The 15879-nt window shown below is 67.7% G+C and carries 16 protein-coding genes and 1 tRNA gene; 8 read left to right on the top strand and 9 right to left on the bottom strand.

Annotation, left to right across the window (positions count from 1 at the left end; all coding sequences use genetic code 11):
- Window positions 1-24 precede the first annotated feature (24 nt).
- The 6 genes from BM345_RS14000 to BM345_RS13975 form a co-directional block, all read right to left on the bottom strand.
- On the bottom strand, window positions 25-1434 hold the full coding sequence (locus BM345_RS14000; protein ID WP_093380401.1) for a URC4/urg3 family protein: 1410 nt from the start codon (window positions 1432-1434) through the stop codon (window positions 25-27).
- 16 nt (window positions 1435-1450) lie between these two features.
- On the bottom strand, window positions 1451-2776 hold the full coding sequence (locus tag BM345_RS13995) for a GTP cyclohydrolase II (RefSeq protein WP_093380400.1): 1326 nt from the start codon (window positions 2774-2776) through the stop codon (window positions 1451-1453).
- A 70-nt stretch (window positions 2777-2846) separates the two neighbouring features.
- A complete protein-coding gene (locus BM345_RS13990) occupies window positions 2847-3332 on the bottom strand; it encodes a DoxX family protein (RefSeq protein ID WP_093380731.1) in 486 nt (161 codons plus the stop codon).
- A gap of 5 nt (window positions 3333-3337) precedes the next feature.
- A complete protein-coding gene (locus BM345_RS13985; protein WP_093380398.1) occupies window positions 3338-4129 on the bottom strand; it encodes an HvfC/BufC family peptide modification chaperone in 792 nt (263 codons plus the stop codon).
- 3 nt (window positions 4130-4132) lie between these two features.
- Window positions 4133-4978, bottom strand: a complete 846-nt coding sequence (locus BM345_RS13980) for an MNIO family bufferin maturase (protein WP_093380396.1) — start codon at window positions 4976-4978, stop codon at window positions 4133-4135.
- Between the two features lie 23 nt (window positions 4979-5001).
- Complete coding sequence (locus BM345_RS13975; RefSeq protein WP_093380394.1) at window positions 5002-5295, bottom strand: BufA1 family periplasmic bufferin-type metallophore; 294 nt, start codon at window positions 5293-5295, stop codon at window positions 5002-5004.
- Window positions 5296-5446: 151 nt separating this feature from the next.
- Here BM345_RS13975 and BM345_RS13970 point away from each other — a divergent pair, with 151 nt between their 5' ends.
- Window positions 5447-6025 (top strand): sigma-70 family RNA polymerase sigma factor, encoded by a 579-nt coding sequence (locus BM345_RS13970; protein ID WP_093380730.1) that lies wholly within the window; start codon window positions 5447-5449, stop codon window positions 6023-6025.
- Complete coding sequence (locus BM345_RS13965) at window positions 6022-6663, top strand: DUF1109 domain-containing protein (RefSeq protein ID WP_093380392.1); 642 nt, start codon at window positions 6022-6024, stop codon at window positions 6661-6663. Before BM345_RS13970 ends, BM345_RS13965 begins: the two co-directional genes overlap by 4 nt.
- 24 nt (window positions 6664-6687) lie before the next feature.
- On the opposite strand, the gene pobA is transcribed toward BM345_RS13965, so the two are convergent.
- The gene (gene pobA / locus BM345_RS13960; RefSeq protein ID WP_093380390.1) at window positions 6688-7872 is read right to left on the bottom strand and encodes a 4-hydroxybenzoate 3-monooxygenase; all 1185 of its coding nucleotides are present in this window, start codon (window positions 7870-7872) and stop codon (window positions 6688-6690) included.
- 167 nt (window positions 7873-8039) lie between these two features.
- Between pobA and BM345_RS13955 the strand changes: the two genes are divergently transcribed.
- A complete protein-coding gene (locus BM345_RS13955; RefSeq protein ID WP_175545010.1) occupies window positions 8040-8816 on the top strand; it encodes an IclR family transcriptional regulator domain-containing protein in 777 nt (258 codons plus the stop codon).
- A 46-nt stretch (window positions 8817-8862) separates the two neighbouring features.
- Window positions 8863-8938 (top strand) — tRNA-Asn (locus BM345_RS13950).
- Window positions 8939-9232: 294 nt separating this feature from the next.
- Here BM345_RS13950 and BM345_RS13945 read toward each other — a convergent pair.
- Both BM345_RS13945 and BM345_RS13940 read right to left on the bottom strand, forming a co-directional pair.
- Entirely contained in the window at window positions 9233-9712 is a 480-nt protein-coding gene (locus tag BM345_RS13945; RefSeq protein WP_093380389.1) for a RidA family protein, read from the bottom strand.
- Window positions 9713-9752: 40 nt separating this feature from the next.
- Window positions 9753-10412 carry a DUF3313 family protein gene (locus BM345_RS13940; protein ID WP_254789730.1) on the bottom strand — a complete coding sequence of 220 codons (660 nt, stop codon included), beginning with the start codon at window positions 10410-10412 and terminating at the stop codon, window positions 9753-9755.
- A gap of 91 nt (window positions 10413-10503) precedes the next feature.
- On the opposite strand from BM345_RS13940, the gene BM345_RS13935 reads away from it, so the two are divergent.
- The 4 genes from BM345_RS13935 to BM345_RS13925 all read left to right on the top strand — a co-directional run bounded on the left by BM345_RS13935 (window position 10504) and on the right by BM345_RS13925 (window position 15877).
- Window positions 10504-11505: a helix-turn-helix transcriptional regulator gene (locus BM345_RS13935; RefSeq protein ID WP_093380386.1), complete on the top strand. Its 1002-nt coding sequence runs from the start codon at window positions 10504-10506 to the stop codon at window positions 11503-11505.
- A gap of 664 nt (window positions 11506-12169) precedes the next feature.
- Window positions 12170-12316, top strand: coding sequence for a hypothetical protein (locus BM345_RS30125; RefSeq protein ID WP_175545009.1), 147 nt, complete (start codon window positions 12170-12172; stop codon window positions 12314-12316).
- Between the two features lie 3 nt (window positions 12317-12319).
- Window positions 12320-13645 (top strand): M16 family metallopeptidase, encoded by a 1326-nt coding sequence (locus BM345_RS13930; RefSeq protein ID WP_254789729.1) that lies wholly within the window; start codon window positions 12320-12322, stop codon window positions 13643-13645.
- A gap of 300 nt (window positions 13646-13945) precedes the next feature.
- Window positions 13946-15877 (top strand): sensor histidine kinase, encoded by a 1932-nt coding sequence (locus BM345_RS13925; RefSeq protein ID WP_093380384.1) that lies wholly within the window; start codon window positions 13946-13948, stop codon window positions 15875-15877.
- Window positions 15878-15879 lie beyond the last annotated feature (2 nt).

Here is a 15879-nt window from a genome sequence, read left to right as displayed (position 1 = left end):
GTTATTGAAGGGGAGGTGCCGAGTCTAGAAGACGGTGCCGTCGCTTTCGATCTGCAGGGGTGGCAAACCGTCTCGCAAGCGCTGTGCCAGCGCGCGGCCGGCGGCCCAGGTTCCGCCCTCCAGCACGCAGGCCAGCGGCAGCTGCTCGACGGTGCGGTTCATCTGCTTGCGCACGCGCGGGGCCAGCTCGTCCAGCAGCGCCACGGTGAGCGCGCGCCATTCGACGATGCACTCGTCGCCCACGCGCCAGGTCTTCTGCAGCAGCGCCGGGTCGGCCGGCAGCAGCACGCCGCTGTCCAGGAACAGGCCGCCGTTGCGGTACTCGGGCAGGCCGGTGAGGGCGTCCAGGCCGCGAACCTTCACGCCCGCCCATTCGAAGGGCTCCAGCAGCGAGTAGGTGAGCCACTGCGAGAGCTTGTGGAAGGGCATCCAGCCGCGCGTGAGGCCAGGGCCTTCCACAGCACTGTGCCGCCAGCAGTCGCCCAGTGCCAGCTTGGGGTCGCCCGAGGGAATGCGGCCGCTCGAGTCGCTGCCGTCGGCGGCCAGGCTGTCGATGCTGTTGGCGGCCGGCCAGATGCCCGAGAGGCTGTCCAGCAGCAGGCGCAGGATCTGGTGCGCCGTGACTTCGGCGGTGGGCGGCGCTTCGGGGCCGTAGGGGCCGACCAGCTCGTCGAAGAGCCCGCCGGGGCGCCCGTCCTCGCCGAAGAGTTCGGGTTGCTCCTGCAAGGTCTCGCCCAAGCGGCGCAGCAGCGTGGCGCGACTGGCCAGTCCCAGCAGCGGATTGACCTCGCTGACCTGGAAGGCCGCGCCCAGCCGGTCGGTGATGAGGCCACGCAGCCCGGCGGCGTCCACCTGCAGCGGGCGATTCGGGTTGGAGGAAAACAGGCCGCTGGTGAAGGCATGGAAGCTCGCCACCGCCAGGCCCTCGGACCGCGCCAGCCGCTGGCCGGTGGCGGTCTCGACGTAGTGCCAGGTGGCGCCCGCGCCTGCATCCAGCAGCACGCTCACCACCGCCAGGTCGATCTGCACCCGGGCGCGCTCGCGCGGCGTGACCGAAGGTCCCAGCAGGCGGTCGAGTTCCTTGCGCCGGTCCACGCCGCCCGCCTCGAAATGACGCCAGCGGCTGTGATAGGGGATGTTGTCCCAGGGGTAGCGCTCGCGCGTCAGCTCGGCCACCGCGCGGGCGGCCTCGTCGAAGGCACTTTCCTCGCCGATGCGGAACCACTTCGATTCGCCCCGGCGAGCGCGCGCAAGCAGGGCATGCGCGCGCTCGCGGACGGCGCGCGTGGTTCGCAGTACGTCGACCGCGCCTTCGTTCTGGCTGGTGTCGGGCTCGAACTCCAGCGTCGGGTCCACGTGGCCGGCGTCGTCGGCGCCCTGCACGGCGCGGTTGTGGGTGGGCCGGTCGGGGTCCAGGCCGTAGTTGTCCTTCATGCGTGCATTTCCTTCTTCATGCGTCCAACCCCCGACCCTTGGCTTTCTTCAATTCTTCCGCGTCCGGCACCACGCCCGGGGTGAAGTAGCCGGCGGCCATCTTGGCGTCCATCTCGACCCGGGCGTCCGCAGGAATGAGCTCGTCCGGGATGTTGACCCGCGTGCCGATCTCGATGCCCGCACCGGTGATGGCGTCGTATTTCATGTTGCTCATCGACACCAGGCGGTGGATCTTGCGCACGCCCAGCCAGTGCAGCACGTCGGGCATCAGCTCCTGGAAGCGCATGTCCTGCACGCCGGCCACGCACTCGGTCCGGGCGAAGTACTGGTCGGCGGTGTCGCCGCCCACCTGCCGCTTGCGCGCGTTGTAGACCAGGAACTTGGTCACCTCGCCCAGCGCGCGGCCTTCCTTGCGCGAATAGGAAACCAGGCCCACGCCGCCGCGCTGCGCCCCCATGATGCATTCCTCGATGGCGTGCGTGAGGTAGGGGCGGCAGGTGCAGATGTCCGAGCCGAACACGTCCGAGCCGTTGCATTCGTCGTGCACCCGGGCTGTCAGTTCCACCTCGGGGTTGGCCAGGTCGTTGGGCTCGCCGAAGATGTAGACGGTCTGCCCGCCGATGGGCGGCAGGAAGACTTCCAGGTCGGGCCGCGTGACCAGTTCGGGGTACATGCCGCCGGTCTCCTCGAAGAGCACGCGGCGCAGGTCGTTCTCGGAGCAGCCGAAGCGCTTGGCCACGCCGGGGAGGTACCACACCGGCTCGATGGCCGCCTTGGTGACCACGGCTGCCCCGTTGGCGGTGAGGAACTTGCCATCGGCCTTCAGGCGGCCCTTCTGCAGCGCCTCGATCACCTCGGGCAGGATCACATGCGCCTTGGTCACGGCGATGGTGGGGCGGATGTCGTAGCCGGCCGCCAGTTCGGTAGCGAAGACCGAGGACACCGTGGCGCCCCAGGGGTCGATGGAGACGATCTTGCCCGGCTCCAGCCACTGCGGATAAGGCCCGATGGTGTCGGTGGGCGAGGTGTTGGTGAGGTCCGCCTTGTGCTGCGGGTTGAGCGCGCCCGCCGCCACGGCCAGCGCCCGGTACACGCTGTACGAGCCGCTGTGCGTGCCGATCACGTTGCGGTGCGAACGCGTGGTGGTGGTGCCCACGATGGGCCCGCGCTCGGCCGGGGTGGGCGCGCCCCAGCGGATGGGCAGCGCGCCGAAGCCGCCGGCATGCGAGGTCAGCCGGATGTGGCGCGATCCGGAAGAAGGGTTGGGGGGAGGGGAGGCGGTACCGGAAGAAGCCGGCACGGGAGTGGTCGGGGTTGCGTTTGCAGTGGAGTCAACGGACATTGCAGGCCCTCAAAAACTGCAATGTATCGAGCACCCCTGCGGCTGGCAAGGGCGCTCGGGGCCCGCGGGCTCAGCGGATGCCCATGGCGCGGTCCAGCGACAACAGCCCCGCGCCGCGGCCCGCCAGGTACAGCAGGATCGCGGCCCACGACAGGTGCGTGGGCCATGCGTCCGGGTAGACGAAGAGCTGGATCACCAGCGTCATGCCCAGCAGTGCCAGCGCCGACAGGCGCGTGAACAGGCCCAGTACCAGCAGCAGCGGGAAGAGATGCTCCGCGTACGCCGCGAGATGCGCCGCCACTTCGGGCGGCAGCAGCGGCACCTTGTACTCGGTGCGGAAGAGTTCGACGGCGCTGTCGGTCAAGGTGAGCAGGCCGCTGACCTTGGTGCGGCCCGAATAGAAGAAGATGGCTGCGATGCTGATGCGGCAAGCCAGCGCCAGCAGGTCATGCGGGAGCCAGCCTTGCAGCGCATCGGCCAGTGCGTTCCAGCGGCTGCGCAGGCCGCGGGGGTCCGGGGCTCGAGGCGTGGCGGTGATTTCGGCATGGGTGGCGATGGGCTTCATGACGGACTCCTTGGAAGGTCTGGAAGATCGACGGTGAGATCGGCCGTGAGTGCGCCGGAGTGCAGCAGGCGGGCCAGCACCGCGCCGGGGTCGGCCTGCGGACCGGCCTGCAGGGCGGCTTCGATGGCGTCGCCGAAGCCGCGGCCCTGCGCGCAGGCGTCGAGAAAGGCGCAGTCGGCCCGGTCCGCCGCAAACCAGCCGACCGTGTGTTCGGGGCGGGTCAGCAGCGCCCCTTCGGCGTGCCAGTCCAGCGCAGCGGGCACGTCCGCGTCCGCCAGCCGGTTGCGCTGCCAGATGGAGAAGACGGGCTGTTCGTCGAACCAGGCCCATCGCGCGGCGGGATGCGGAGCAAGCCGGCACTCCATCAGCGACTCGGGCTGCAGGCGGGCAAGTTGCGCGGCGTCCACCGGCAGGGCGTCGCCGGCCCCATGCGCTTCGGTCCAGAAACGGTCCAGCCGGGCGACATCGGCAAGATAGGGCAAGCCCGCCGCCGGAGCAAAGCCGCGCAGGAAGCCTGAAAAGCCTTCGCCGTAGTCCATCAACATGCCGTCCGCCGGCAGTTGGCCTCGCGCGAAGATCGCCGCCGCTGCGCGGAACCAGTCACGCCCCACCAGGCGCATGACGCTCGGGTAGTTGGCTTCCAGCGCATCGATGCAAGCCTTCATCACCGTGTTGCGGTAGACGGCGAAGGCAGGCTGCGCGGCCCATGCGGGCGCAGGCGGCGCATTGCCGTGCTGCGCGAGCAGGGCGCTGGCGAATTCGTCCTGGAAGATGGCCAGGGAGCGCATGTTTCAGGCCTCGGAGCTTTCTGTGGCGAGCGCGAGTTCCTCGCTGGCCACCTGTTGTTCCGCGAGCAGTTCGCCGAACGCCGGCAACTTGCCGTCCCGCTCGATCAGCGTTGGGCGCGGACCGCAGCGTCGCACCAGCCGCCTGTACAAGCGCCACACCTCGGGAGCGACCGCCTCGTCATGCGAGTCGATCAGCAGGCCGGCCCCCAGGGCCGGGTCGCGCGAATGGCCGGCGAGGTGGATCTCGGTGATGGCCCCGGCCGGCACGCGGTCGATGTAGCCGCCGGCATCGAAGTCCAGGTTGCTGGCCGATACATGCACGTTGTTCACGTCCAGCAGCAGGCCGCAGCCGGTGCGGCGCGCCAGCTCGGCCAGGAAGTCGACTTCGTCCCACGCATGTTCGTCGATGTGCAGGTAGTGAGCGGGGTTCTCGACGGCGATGCGCCGACCGAGCGCATCCTGCGTGCGCTCGATGTTGTCGGCGATGCGCTGCAGGGCGTCGTTGCTGCGCACGACGGGAAGCAGGTCGGGCAGGTAGTGGCCGCGCCAGCGCGACCAGGCCAGGTGCTCGGACACCAGCACCGGCTCGATGCGCCGCACCAGGCCGGCCAGGCGCGCCAGGTGCGAGGCGTCGGGTGCTTCGTCCCCGCCGAGCGAGAGCGACACCCCGTGCAGGGACACCGGGTGCGCCGCACGAATCGCTTCCAGCCAGTGCAGGCGCGGCCCGCCGGCGACGAAGTAGTTCTCGGGATGCACCTCGAACCACAGGCCCGGGCGGCTGCAGGCCAGCGCGCCATCGAAATGCTCGGGCTTGAGCCCGAGGCCGGCCAGGATCTTCTGCTCCGTCATGTCGGGCCGCGGCTGCCGGGGGCTCAGGACTTGATCGGTGTCAGCGAGCCCATGCCCTTGGGGGTCTTGATGGAGGCGCAGGTGCCCGCAGGCACGTTCTTCCAGGAATTGCCCTGGTAGTCCATCTTGGAGGTGCCGGCACAGGTGGTGCCGGGTCCAGCCGCGCAATCGTTCTTGCCGGCCATGGACACGCCGTAGCACTTCTCCATGGCGGTCTTGTCCTGCATGGCGGGCTTGGCGTTGTCCTGGGCGAAGGCGGCGCCGGCCACCAGGGCGCTGAGGCTGAGGGCGGTGATGGCAAAGGGACGGGTGTTCATGCTGAGTTCCTTGGGGTGTGGATGTTGCCGAATCGACCGCACCTGAATCGGCTCGGTCGTGCCTAGTTCGCCTGCTGTGTTCGGGCGGTTACGACACGCGGCACAATTCGCCCGGGTTTCTTTTTCGAGGCCCGCGTAACCCTTGGCCTTCATGACTCGAATACCAGAGGCACACCAGGCGCAGCCGAGCGACATCGAAGCAGTCCTGCGGACCTTGTTCCTGCAAGGCCTGGACGGCGATGCCGTGGCCTACCGCGCCTTTCTGCAGAAGTTGAGCCGGCATCTGCGTGCTTTTCTGGGCAAGCGCCTGTTCGGCTGGCCCGACGATGTGGAGGACCTTGTCCAGGAATGCCTTCTTGCCATGCACAACCAGCGTCACACCTATCACAGCGACCAGCCGCTGACGGCCTGGGTGCATGCCATTGCGCGCTACAAGATGATCGACCTGCTGCGCTCGAAGTCGGGGCGCGAGGCGCTGCACCTGCCGCTCGATGACGCGTCCGACCTGTTCGCGGACAACGATGCCAGCGCCGGCGAGGCCCGGCGAGATGTGCAAACCCTGCTGGGCACGCTCCCTGAGCGCCAGCGCCTGGCCATCGTGCACACCAAGCTCGAGGGCCTGTCGGTGGCCGAAACGGCCAGCCTCACCGGCATGTCCGAGTCGGCGGTGAAAGTGAATGTGCACCGGGGCCTGAAGGCGCTGGCCCGGTCATTGAAGGAGAAAGCATGAAGACCGACGACCTGATTGGCATGCTGGCCACCGGCGTCGAGCCCGTGCCGCGCAAGGCTGCCACTCGCCGGCTGGTCTGGGCGCTGCTGGCGGGCCTGCCGATTGCAGCGCTGGTGATGCTCACCCAGTTCGGTCTGCGGCGCGACCTGGTGCAGGCCATGTTCTGGCCCATGCTGTGGATGAAGATCATGTTTCCCTTCTTCATCGCCTGGGGCGGCTTCGTGCTGGCGCAGCGCCTGGCGCGGCCGGGGGTGCGCATCGGACACGCGTGGCTCACGCTGGTGGTGCCCGTCGTGCTCGTCTGGGGCATGGCGCTGGTGCGCTGGTTCGGTGCGCCCGAAGGCGAGCGCATGGAACTGCTGATGGGCCAGACCTGGAGAAGCTGCGCCCTGAACATCGCGCTGATTGCGCTGCCGGTGTTCGTGGCCGGCATGCTTGCCCTCAAGGGCCTGGCTCCCACACAGCCGGCCTGGGCCGGTGCGGCGGTGGGCGCGCTGGCGGGTGGGGCGGGAGCCACTGTCTACGCCCTGCATTGCACCGAGAGCACCGCACCCTTCCTGGCGGTGTGGTACCTGGCCGGCATGCTGATCCCGGTGCTGGCCGGCGCGCTGCTCGGGCCGCGGCTGCTGCGCTGGTAGCGGCGCGGCAGCCTTTCCAGCAGGTTAGAAGTCTTCCAGCGGCAGGCCGACGTAGTTCTCGGCCAGCGAGGTCGATGCGGCCTTCGAGTGCACCAGGTAGTCGAGCTCCGCTTCCTGGATCTTCTGGCCGAACTCGCCCGTGTCCGGGAAGCGGTGCATGAGCGAGGTGAACCACCAGGAGAAGCGCTCGGCCTTCCATACGCGGCACAGGCACAGGTCGGAATAGCGGTCCAGCGCCGAAGCGCTCTTCTCGCGGTAGTAGATTTCCATCGCCCGCGAGAGATAGCCCACGTCGGCGGTGGCCAGGTTCAGTCCCTTGGCGCCGGTGGGCGGCACGATATGCGCTGCGTCGCCGGCCAGGAACAGGCGGCCGAAGCGCATCGGCTCGGCCACGAAGCTGCGCAGGGGCGCAATGCTCTTTTCCAGCGAAGGGCCGGTCACCAGGCGTTCGCGCGCCTCCGGGTCGAGGCGGTTGCGCAATTCGTTCCAGAAAGCCTCATCGCTCCAGTTCTCCACTTTTTCTTCGAGCGGCACCTGCACGTAGTAGCGGCTGCGCGTGGCGCTTCGCATGCTGCACAGGGCGAATCCGCGCGAGGTGTTGGCGTAGATGAGTTCGTGCGACACCGGCGGCACGTCGGCCAGCACACCCAGCCAGCCGAAGGGGTAGACCTTCTCGTAGGTGTGCAGCGAATCGGGCGGGACGCTGGCGCGGCTCACACCGTGGTAGCCGTCGCAGCCGGCGATGAAGTCGCATTCGATCTCATGCGTGGCGCCGGCCTTCTGGTAGCGCACGCGCGGGCGGGTGCCGTCGAAGTCGTGCAGGCTCACGTTGGCCGCTTCGTAGACGGTGGCAAGGCCCTCGGCCTCGCGCGCCTGCATCAGGTCGCGCGTGACCTCGGTCTGGCCGTACACCGTCACCTGCTTGCCGCCGGTGAGGCCGTGCATGTCGATGCGGTGGCGTGCGCCCTTGAAGAGCAGCTCGATGCCTTCGTGCGGCAGCCCCTCGGCATGCGCGCGTGCATCGACGCCGGCACGCTGCAGCAGGTCCATGGTGACCTGCTCGAGCACGCCGGCGCGGATGCGGCCCAGCACATACTCGCCGCTCTGGCGCTCCACGATGATGTTGTCGATGCCGGCCTTGAACAGCAGCTGGCCCAGCAGCAGGCCCGCTGGCCCGCCTCCGACAATGACGACCTGAGTCTTTTTCATGATGGCAATTCGCTTGAGTCTCCGAATGGAGCGAGCGTAGGCCGCCGCACGCGCGCCAGGTAGGGGCGTCCATGCCCATTGTGCGATGATGGAACGCCGTGCGCGATGATCGCGCAACGGCGCATCGGCTCCTAGCAAAAACCACTCCCGACCGCCACGTTGCCGCCATGACCATCGACATCGCCAAGGCCGACTTCATCGAGGGCATCGCCAAGGGTATGGCGGTGCTGGAGAGCTTCGACACCGAGCGCCAGCGCCTGAACGCCACGCTGGCGGCCGAGCGTGCCGGCCTGACGCGCGCCGCGGCGCGCCGGCATCTGCTTACGCTGGCGCACTTGGGCTACCTGGAAACCGACGGCAGCTATTTCTGGATGTCGCCCAAGGTGCTGCGCTTCTCGGGGACCTATCTGTCGTCCTCGCGCTTGCCTCGCACACTGCAGCCCAGCTTGAACAGGCTGGCGGCGCAAACGGGGGAGTGGTTCTCGGTGGTGGTGCTCGACGGCGACGAGGTTGTCATCGTTGCGCGAAGCGGTTCGCCGAGCACGCCCACGCGTGTGCTGGCCTATGGCCTGCACCTGGGCGCGCGGTTGCCGGCGCACGCCATGTCCACGGGGCGCGTACTGCTGGCCGCGATGAGCGGCGCCGAACTCACGCGCTGGCTCAAGGGCCGCACGCTGCCGCGCCTGACGCCGCACACCATCACGCAGGCCAAGGCCTTGCGCGACGAGATTGCCAAGGTGCGTGCGCAGGACTTCTGCATTGCGACGGAGGAACATGAGATCGGTGTGCAGGCGCTGGCCATTCCTCTGCGCAACATGCAGGGCAAGACCGTGGCCGCACTCAATGTGGTCTTGTCGGGGACGATGCGAAGCGATGCCGTGATCGAGAGAGAATTGCTGCCTCATCTTCAGACCGCCGCACACGAAGTTCGAAGTTTGTTGTGAGCGAGTTGAAAGAGCGCCAAAAAGCGCGCTATAATCTGAGGCTTGTTCCCCGATAGCTCAGTTGGTAGAGCGCCGGACTGTTAATCCGTAGGTCCCTGGTTCGAGCCCAGGTCGGGGAGCCACTGAATACAAGGTGGTTCCTGGAAAGCCCGCTACAGAATATGTAGCGGGCTTTTTCTTTTGGGCGCCGGTCATCCTGCGCTGTGAGAGCGAGCCACGCCGTACGGCGTCGCGGCAGTGCAGTGCGACATCGAACTGCGGCTCGTCCGTCCAACGCGTGGGAGGACGCGCAGGTCGGCCTGATCGCGGTGTTGTCGCTGGCGGGCGTCCAGGATGTCACGCAGCCTCCGCTGGCGCGTCGCAAGTAGGCGCGTTGGGCCAGACGGTCAGGGAGATAGCGTTCGCGCCTCGGCTACTCAGCCCTTCGCAACGGCGGCAACCAGGTCGATCTCGACCGATGCCGACTTCGGCAGCTGGATGACGCCCACCGAGGTGCGGCTGTGCGCGCCGGCGTCGGCGCCCAGAATGCTCAGAAGCAGGTCGGATGCAGCGTCCGCAACTTCGCTTTGCTGTGTGAAGCTCGGCGCAGACTGGACGTAGACACCGATGCGCATGATCCCTTCAATGGGTTCGAGCGAGCCGAGGCTGCGCTTGAGCAAGGCCAGTGCCCGCATGATGCAGATGCTCGCGCCCATCCGTGCTCGCTCCAGCGGGACCTCGGCCCCCACCGCCCCGGTGACCACCACCGTATCGCGCACCCGGGGAATCTGGCCGCTCACGAAGACGAGGCCACCGTGGCGCGTCAGCGGGACATAGTTGCCGCCGATCTTGATCTCGTCGTCGAAGGAATAGCCGAGCCTGTCGGCGGCTTCCTTGAATCTTGAATCGCGTGACATGTTTTCTCCTCGAAAGTAGGGATCTCGAACCCGAAGGCCGTCAACTTGCGCGCAGCAGGCGAGCGAACTCGACGGCCGCCTTCTTCAGCGCATTCTCGGCGGGTGCAAGCTTGCTGAACCGTGACACCAGCTCGGTGATCGACGAAAAGTAGCCTGCGTTCAGCGCCGCCAGCTGCTGTCCGGTCTGCGCGTCTATGGCTTCGATCTCCACGGCCGCCCCACCGCGATCGAGCGGGACGAACAGCACCAGCGCGCTCACTGTATTGAGCGCGGGCGATACGGGCTCCACGCGGGTGATCGCTGCGCGCAACATGACGGCCCGACCATTGGAAACGGGCGGCAGGGCATCCACTTCTTGTCGAATCGCAGCCTCCAGCCGCCTCGAAAGTGCACGCCTTTCTTCGTCGACGATGTCGGCGCGCTCGGGCGCTCGCCACTGCACCTCGGCGAGCGTGACCTGGGACGGATCGACGGGTCCCGAGGCACGACGCGCGGCCGAAGGATCGCCCGTGACGGAAAGCCCGTCGTAGGTGCTGAGAAAGCCGCTCGGGTTGGCTGTCATCACCGAGCTGCAAGCTGTCGCTGCCATCGCCAAGAGCAGGGGCATGGCCCGGATTCCGGCCCGCAGCCTCGCGCGAAGGAGGGAGCCGGACGCCGTTCGGGCTGTCCGCAGTTTGCGGTTGAAGGAAAATCGTTCCATGGGTTCTCCACAAAGCAAGGATGAAGTCATGGTATTGAGGCCCGCACGCTCTGGATTGCCCGCGCACGCCAATGCCTGAACATCTCGCGCCATGATCGGGACAAGACCAGCTTGGCTGCCGGCCGCGACCGTGCGCAACCAGCTCCAGGGCCTGGCCACGCTAGGCCTCGACATGGGACGGCTGCGCGTAGCGGTGGGACCGATTCCTGAAGGCGCAGACGCACTGGTGCCGCAGCAGACCTATCTGACACTTTGGCGTGAAGCGCAGGACATGTTTGGCGACGAGGCGCTGCCCACGGCGCTGGCAATGGCCATCCCCTTTGGAGCCTTCGGTGCGCTCGACTACCTGGTGGGGAGCGCCGAGACCCTGGGCGGCGGCGTCGAGTCGGCCCGCCTCCACTTTGCGATGGTGGCCAGCGACGTGTGGCTGGACCTGCACCATCTCGAGGACGGCACGCACGTCGTCCAGGTTCGCGGCCTGGCCGACCTGACGGTGGTTCCACTCGAGTTCACCTTGGCTTCGATCTTCGGGCGCCTGCGCCATCTGAGCGGCGGCCGCTTCACACCGTTGCGGGTGGGCTTGCCGCTCGCGCGCCCGCTGCACGATCCGATCCGGGAGCGCATCTACGGCACTTCGATTCGGTACCACTACCCTTGCGCAGAGATCGCGATCTCTGCCGACGACTGGGACAGCGCCTGCATTGGCGCGGATCCGTATCTTCACTCGACACTCAACCAGTTGGCGAAGCAGTTGCAGGCCCACCGTCCCGCCGACTCGGCCCTGGAGAGTGCTGTGCGGATGCGACTGCGTGGCGCGCTGGCACAAGGCCAGGCCGACGTCGACCAGATGGCGCGGTTGCTCGGTGTATCCGAGCGCACGCTGCAGCGCCGCTTGAGCGAAATCGATCGTAGCTACACGCAGATCGTCGAGGACTATCGCCGCGAAGAATCGGCGAGATTGCTGTCCGATCGCAGTCTGCATCTGACGGAGGTGGCCAGCCGCCTGGGGTATGCGGAGCAGACTTCGTTCACGCGCGCGTTCAGGCGCTGGTATCAGACCACGCCTGCCAACTGGCGCCTGGGCCACGGCTGAGCATCCGGTGGCGAGTCGCGACAAGACCGCCCGCGGCCAGACCTGGGTCGCTGCGCGACCGAAGCTGCCGCAGCCCGGCGTTGTGCACACCTCAACGGCCACCGCACGACCATGGATCGCTCGCAACGACCGGGTTCGAGCGGTTCGCTCATCGGCTCCGTTGGGCGTCAGGTCGTGTGCTTGCTGCCGGGGCGAGGCCAGAAGACCGCAATTCCCTCGCGCGCGCACAAGGCGCGCGCCTCCAGCTCACTGAGCTCCGTAACGACTACGGCAGCGCGTTGAATGATCCGTGGCGTTACCGTGGGCAAGGAAAGCGGCGCCGGCTGACTGACAGCGGGCAAGTCTGGCTCGATGGTCGGGTCTACGCGGCGACGCCGCAGGATGGAACGCATCACGACAGTCTGAGGCAGCAGCGCCGCTCAGGGCGACCTGGTTTCAGAGGGTTTCCGGCGTTACCTTGGGCAAAGAACAGCTTGAAGAACTGCTTCGCCGGGTGAAGGCGGCACATCTCTGAGTTCAGCTGTGCTGGATGCTGGGGCGTTGGCATGACTCTCCGGATATCGGCAGGCAGCCAGCGAACTTTAGTGCTGTCAGGTACCTCGCCGGTGTCCTCCGAAGCCGGCGTCGCAACTGCAAGGGCCGCGGGCGCGGCGACAATGCTGCCATGACCAAAGGCAAGCGCATCTCGACAGACATCGGCGGCGACGCCTTGCACACGATTCGGGAGCCGGGCGTGGCCATCGGGCACGTGCTGGGCCTGCTCGCGCTCTACGCCATCGGCGTCAGCCTGCAGCAGCCGGCGGGCGGTTGAGCCATGGTCCTCATGCCGGCGAAATCCGCCACCATCGCCCTTCGCACGCTCCCCAACGGGGTGCGGCTGCTGGCCATCCCCATGCCCCATGTGCAAAGCGCCAGTGTGGGCGTGTTCCTTCGCGTAGGTTCTCGCGACGAAAGCCCGGAAAACAACGGCATCGGCCATGTCCTCGAGCACATGGCGTTCAAAGGAACCGCCACTCGTTCCGTGCAAGCCATCAACCTCGATGCGGAGCGGCTGGGCGCGGACGTCAATGCGTTCACCGGCAAGGACACCACCGGCTACTTCATGACCGGCCTGGGCCGGCACGCGCAGCATCTGTTGCGCATGACAGCCGACATCGTCCTCAACAGTGCGTTCCCGGAGGATGAACTGCAGCGGGAACTGGAGGTGATCCGCCAGGAGGCCATCGAGTACGAGGAAGACCCGCAGGACAGCTCCGACGAATTGCTCGACCGCGCAATCTGGGGCGACGACCCGATGGGCATGCCTGTGATCGGCACCGTCGGCAACATTGAAGGCTTTACCCGGGAAGACCTGGTGCGCCACGTGCGGACCCACTACGTGGCGCAAAGAACCGTCGTCGCCGCGGCCGGGAACTTCGACGTCGACGCGTGGCTGGCGCTGGCCGGAGACCTCTTTTCCGTGATGCCCTCATCGGCCCAGCTGCCTGCCTCGCCGCCGCCCGTGCCCGCGAAGTACGTCGGCCACGCGGTGGCCCGGCGCTTCACCCGGGTGTCCCAGGTTTTCCTCAACATCGCCTACCCGCTGACGCCCGAACGGCCGGATGAGACGACGCAGCAGCGCTGGCGCCTTGCGGCTTCGCTGGCGGCGAACTTGTTTGGAGGCGGGATGTCGGCACCCCTGGTCGACAGGGTCCGGGAGCAGCTCGGTCTGGCCTACACGGCCCAATCCACGATGGACAGCGGGGACGCCTGGGCCAACTTCGTGGTGCATGCGGTCACGACCCCGGACAAGCTCGACGCGCTGGTGACGGAGACGGGCGGCCTGCTGCGTGCGCAGGCTGCAGCCATCGATCCGGTGCACCTGGAGCGGGCGAAGAATCAACTGATCGTCGCGCGTGTGCGAGCCGCAGAGCGAACCTACGCAGCGATGGAGCAGGCCGTCGAAGAACTCCTCGCCACCGGGGCCGTGCTGCCCATGGCCAAGGCGATTGCGACGATCGAGGACATCGGCGCGGAAGAAGTGCGGGCCGTCTTCGGGCGGATGCTCGCCCATCCCCCCGCGCTGGCGATTACCGGCAAGGGCGCCAGCGCCCGAACCGCGCGGCACCTGGCGGCGAGCCTGCTTGCTGGTGTCCGGTAGCGGCCGGACGTGAACCTGGTGGGGCGCCTCGCACTACGTCGGCCTCGTCTGCGTGGGGCGTAGCACAAAGGTTCTCGGCGCTGGGAAAAAGATGGCTTTTCGGCCTTGTCGAGCAGGGCGCGTCGCTCATCGCGGCGCATGCCGGGGATGGCAGAGCGTGAGAACATCGCACTTCATCTCATTTGATACTTTGCTTGCAAATGCCGATTCCAGCCCCCATCAGCGTTGTCCTCGTCGAAGACGACCCGGCCCCGCTCGAGGCGTGGCAGATGGGCATCCTGTACTGAGGACGCGCGCCGCATGTCCTTTGCATCACTGCGATCGTCGGCCGGCGCGTGGCGCTGGCTCATCATCGGCATCGCGGTCCTCGTGATCGCCTCCGGCCTCTGGCTGGCTGCCAAGCCGCCGGTCGAGCCGGGAGGGGCCATCGTGGCCATCGATTCAGCGCAGGCCCGCTTCGAGCCCGAGGACGGCGTTCCCTTCGAGGGGCAGGTCGATCTTTCTCGGCGCTGGGATGGCGATTTTCCCGGACGCGGAGGCCGCGCGAGCTACCGGATCATGCTGCCGCCGCACGGTGGAACCCAGCCCATGGCGCTGCTGTTCTCCCGCGTGGGCAACCAGGTCGAGGTCAGCGTGAACGGCGGCATCGTCCAGCGCTGGGGCGAGCTGGGCGATCCGTTGTTCGACGCCGCCAAGCATCCGGTGATGGCGACGGTGCCGGCGGCCTTGCTGCGTGCCGACCGGCCCAGCGAGCTTCGCGTGGACGTGACGATCCAGCCGCAGCGTCTGGGTGGGCTCTCGGTTTTCCACTACGGGCCGCACGACGAGGTCGTGGCCATCTACGACACGCACCGGCGCTGGCGTGAGATTGCCTTTCTCGTGTTCGCGGTCAGCCTCCTGGGCATGGGCGCGTTGACCGGTGTGCTGTGGGTCCGCCAGCGCGTGCCGATCTACGGCTGGTTCAGCCTGGGAGCGATGCTGGGCATGCTGCGCATCATCGATCGCGCCTGGCCCGATGCGCCCGTGCCGTGGCCCTGGCTGGGGGCGCTGGCGGCGATCTGCTTCATGACGCACATGGCGCTGATGTGCCGCTTCTCGGTGCTCGCCACCGGGCCGGCCTCTCGCAACGTCGACCGCATGATCGACATGGCCATCGTCGCGAGCGCGGCACTCGCGCTGCTGTCTTTCGGACTGCGAAAGCCCTTGCTGCTGACGCTGGGCATGGCCACCATCGTGCCGATGTCGCTGGTCTCGCTGTGGACCGTCGCGCGCCGTGCCTGGACGGACGACGACCTCAAGGCCTGGCTGCTGGCCGCGGCGCTTGCCGCTTCGATCGCCGCCGGCCTGCACGACCTGCTGCTGATCCGGATCTCCCGCGCCAGCGGGCTGCGCTCCACCTATGTGCAGCACGCCATGTTCCTGTTCGTGCCCATCATGGGCTGGCTCATCGCCGAGCGCTACAGCCGCACCGTGGTCAGCTTCCAGGCGCTGAACGCGGACCTGTCGCGGCGCGTCGACGAGCGTGAACAGCAGCTCAAGGCAGCCTTCGACGTGCTGCGCGAGCAGCAGCAGCACCAAACCATCTCGAACGAACGGCAGCGGATCATGCGGGAGATCCACGACGGCGTGGGTTCGCAACTTGTCGCGTTGCTCAACATGGTGACGCGGCCCGGCGCGGACGCCCAGGCGCTGAAGGAACACGTCCAGCTGGCCCTGGACGAGACGCGCATGGCCATCGATTCGCTGCAGCCTGCCAACGACGATCTCGCCACGGTGCTGGCCACCTTGCGCAACCGGCTGCAGCCGCGGCTGGAGGCCGCGGGCATCGGCGTCGCCTGGGACGTGGCAGAGCTGCCGGGCTTGGACGAGATGCCACCCCATGCGGTCATGCACGTGCAGCGCATCGTGCTGGAGGCTTTCACCAACGTGCTCAAGCATTCCCGCGCGACACACATCGTGGTGCGTGCCCGCCTGCAGGAGGGCAGCTGCGCCGTCACGCTCCAGATCGCTGACAACGGCATTGGCTTCCGCGGGGCCGGGGCGCCTGCCGGACCAGGCCGGCGCCGCGGCGGGCGGGGCCTGGACATCATGCGTTCGCGAGCCGCGGCCATCGGCGCGCGCATTCATGTCGACCACCCCTACGGCGGGGGCGTCTGCATCACGCTCGACCTCCCGATCGAACGGGGCGATTCGGCTCTTGCCACGCTGTCAAGGCCGCTCGAGCTGAACTGAGC

Source organism: Variovorax sp. OV329 (assembly GCF_900114785.1).
Classification (GTDB): Bacteria; Pseudomonadota; Gammaproteobacteria; order Burkholderiales; family Burkholderiaceae_C; genus Variovorax.
Note: the sequence above shows the minus strand (reverse complement) of the source record. Positions and strands in the feature narration are given on the sequence as shown.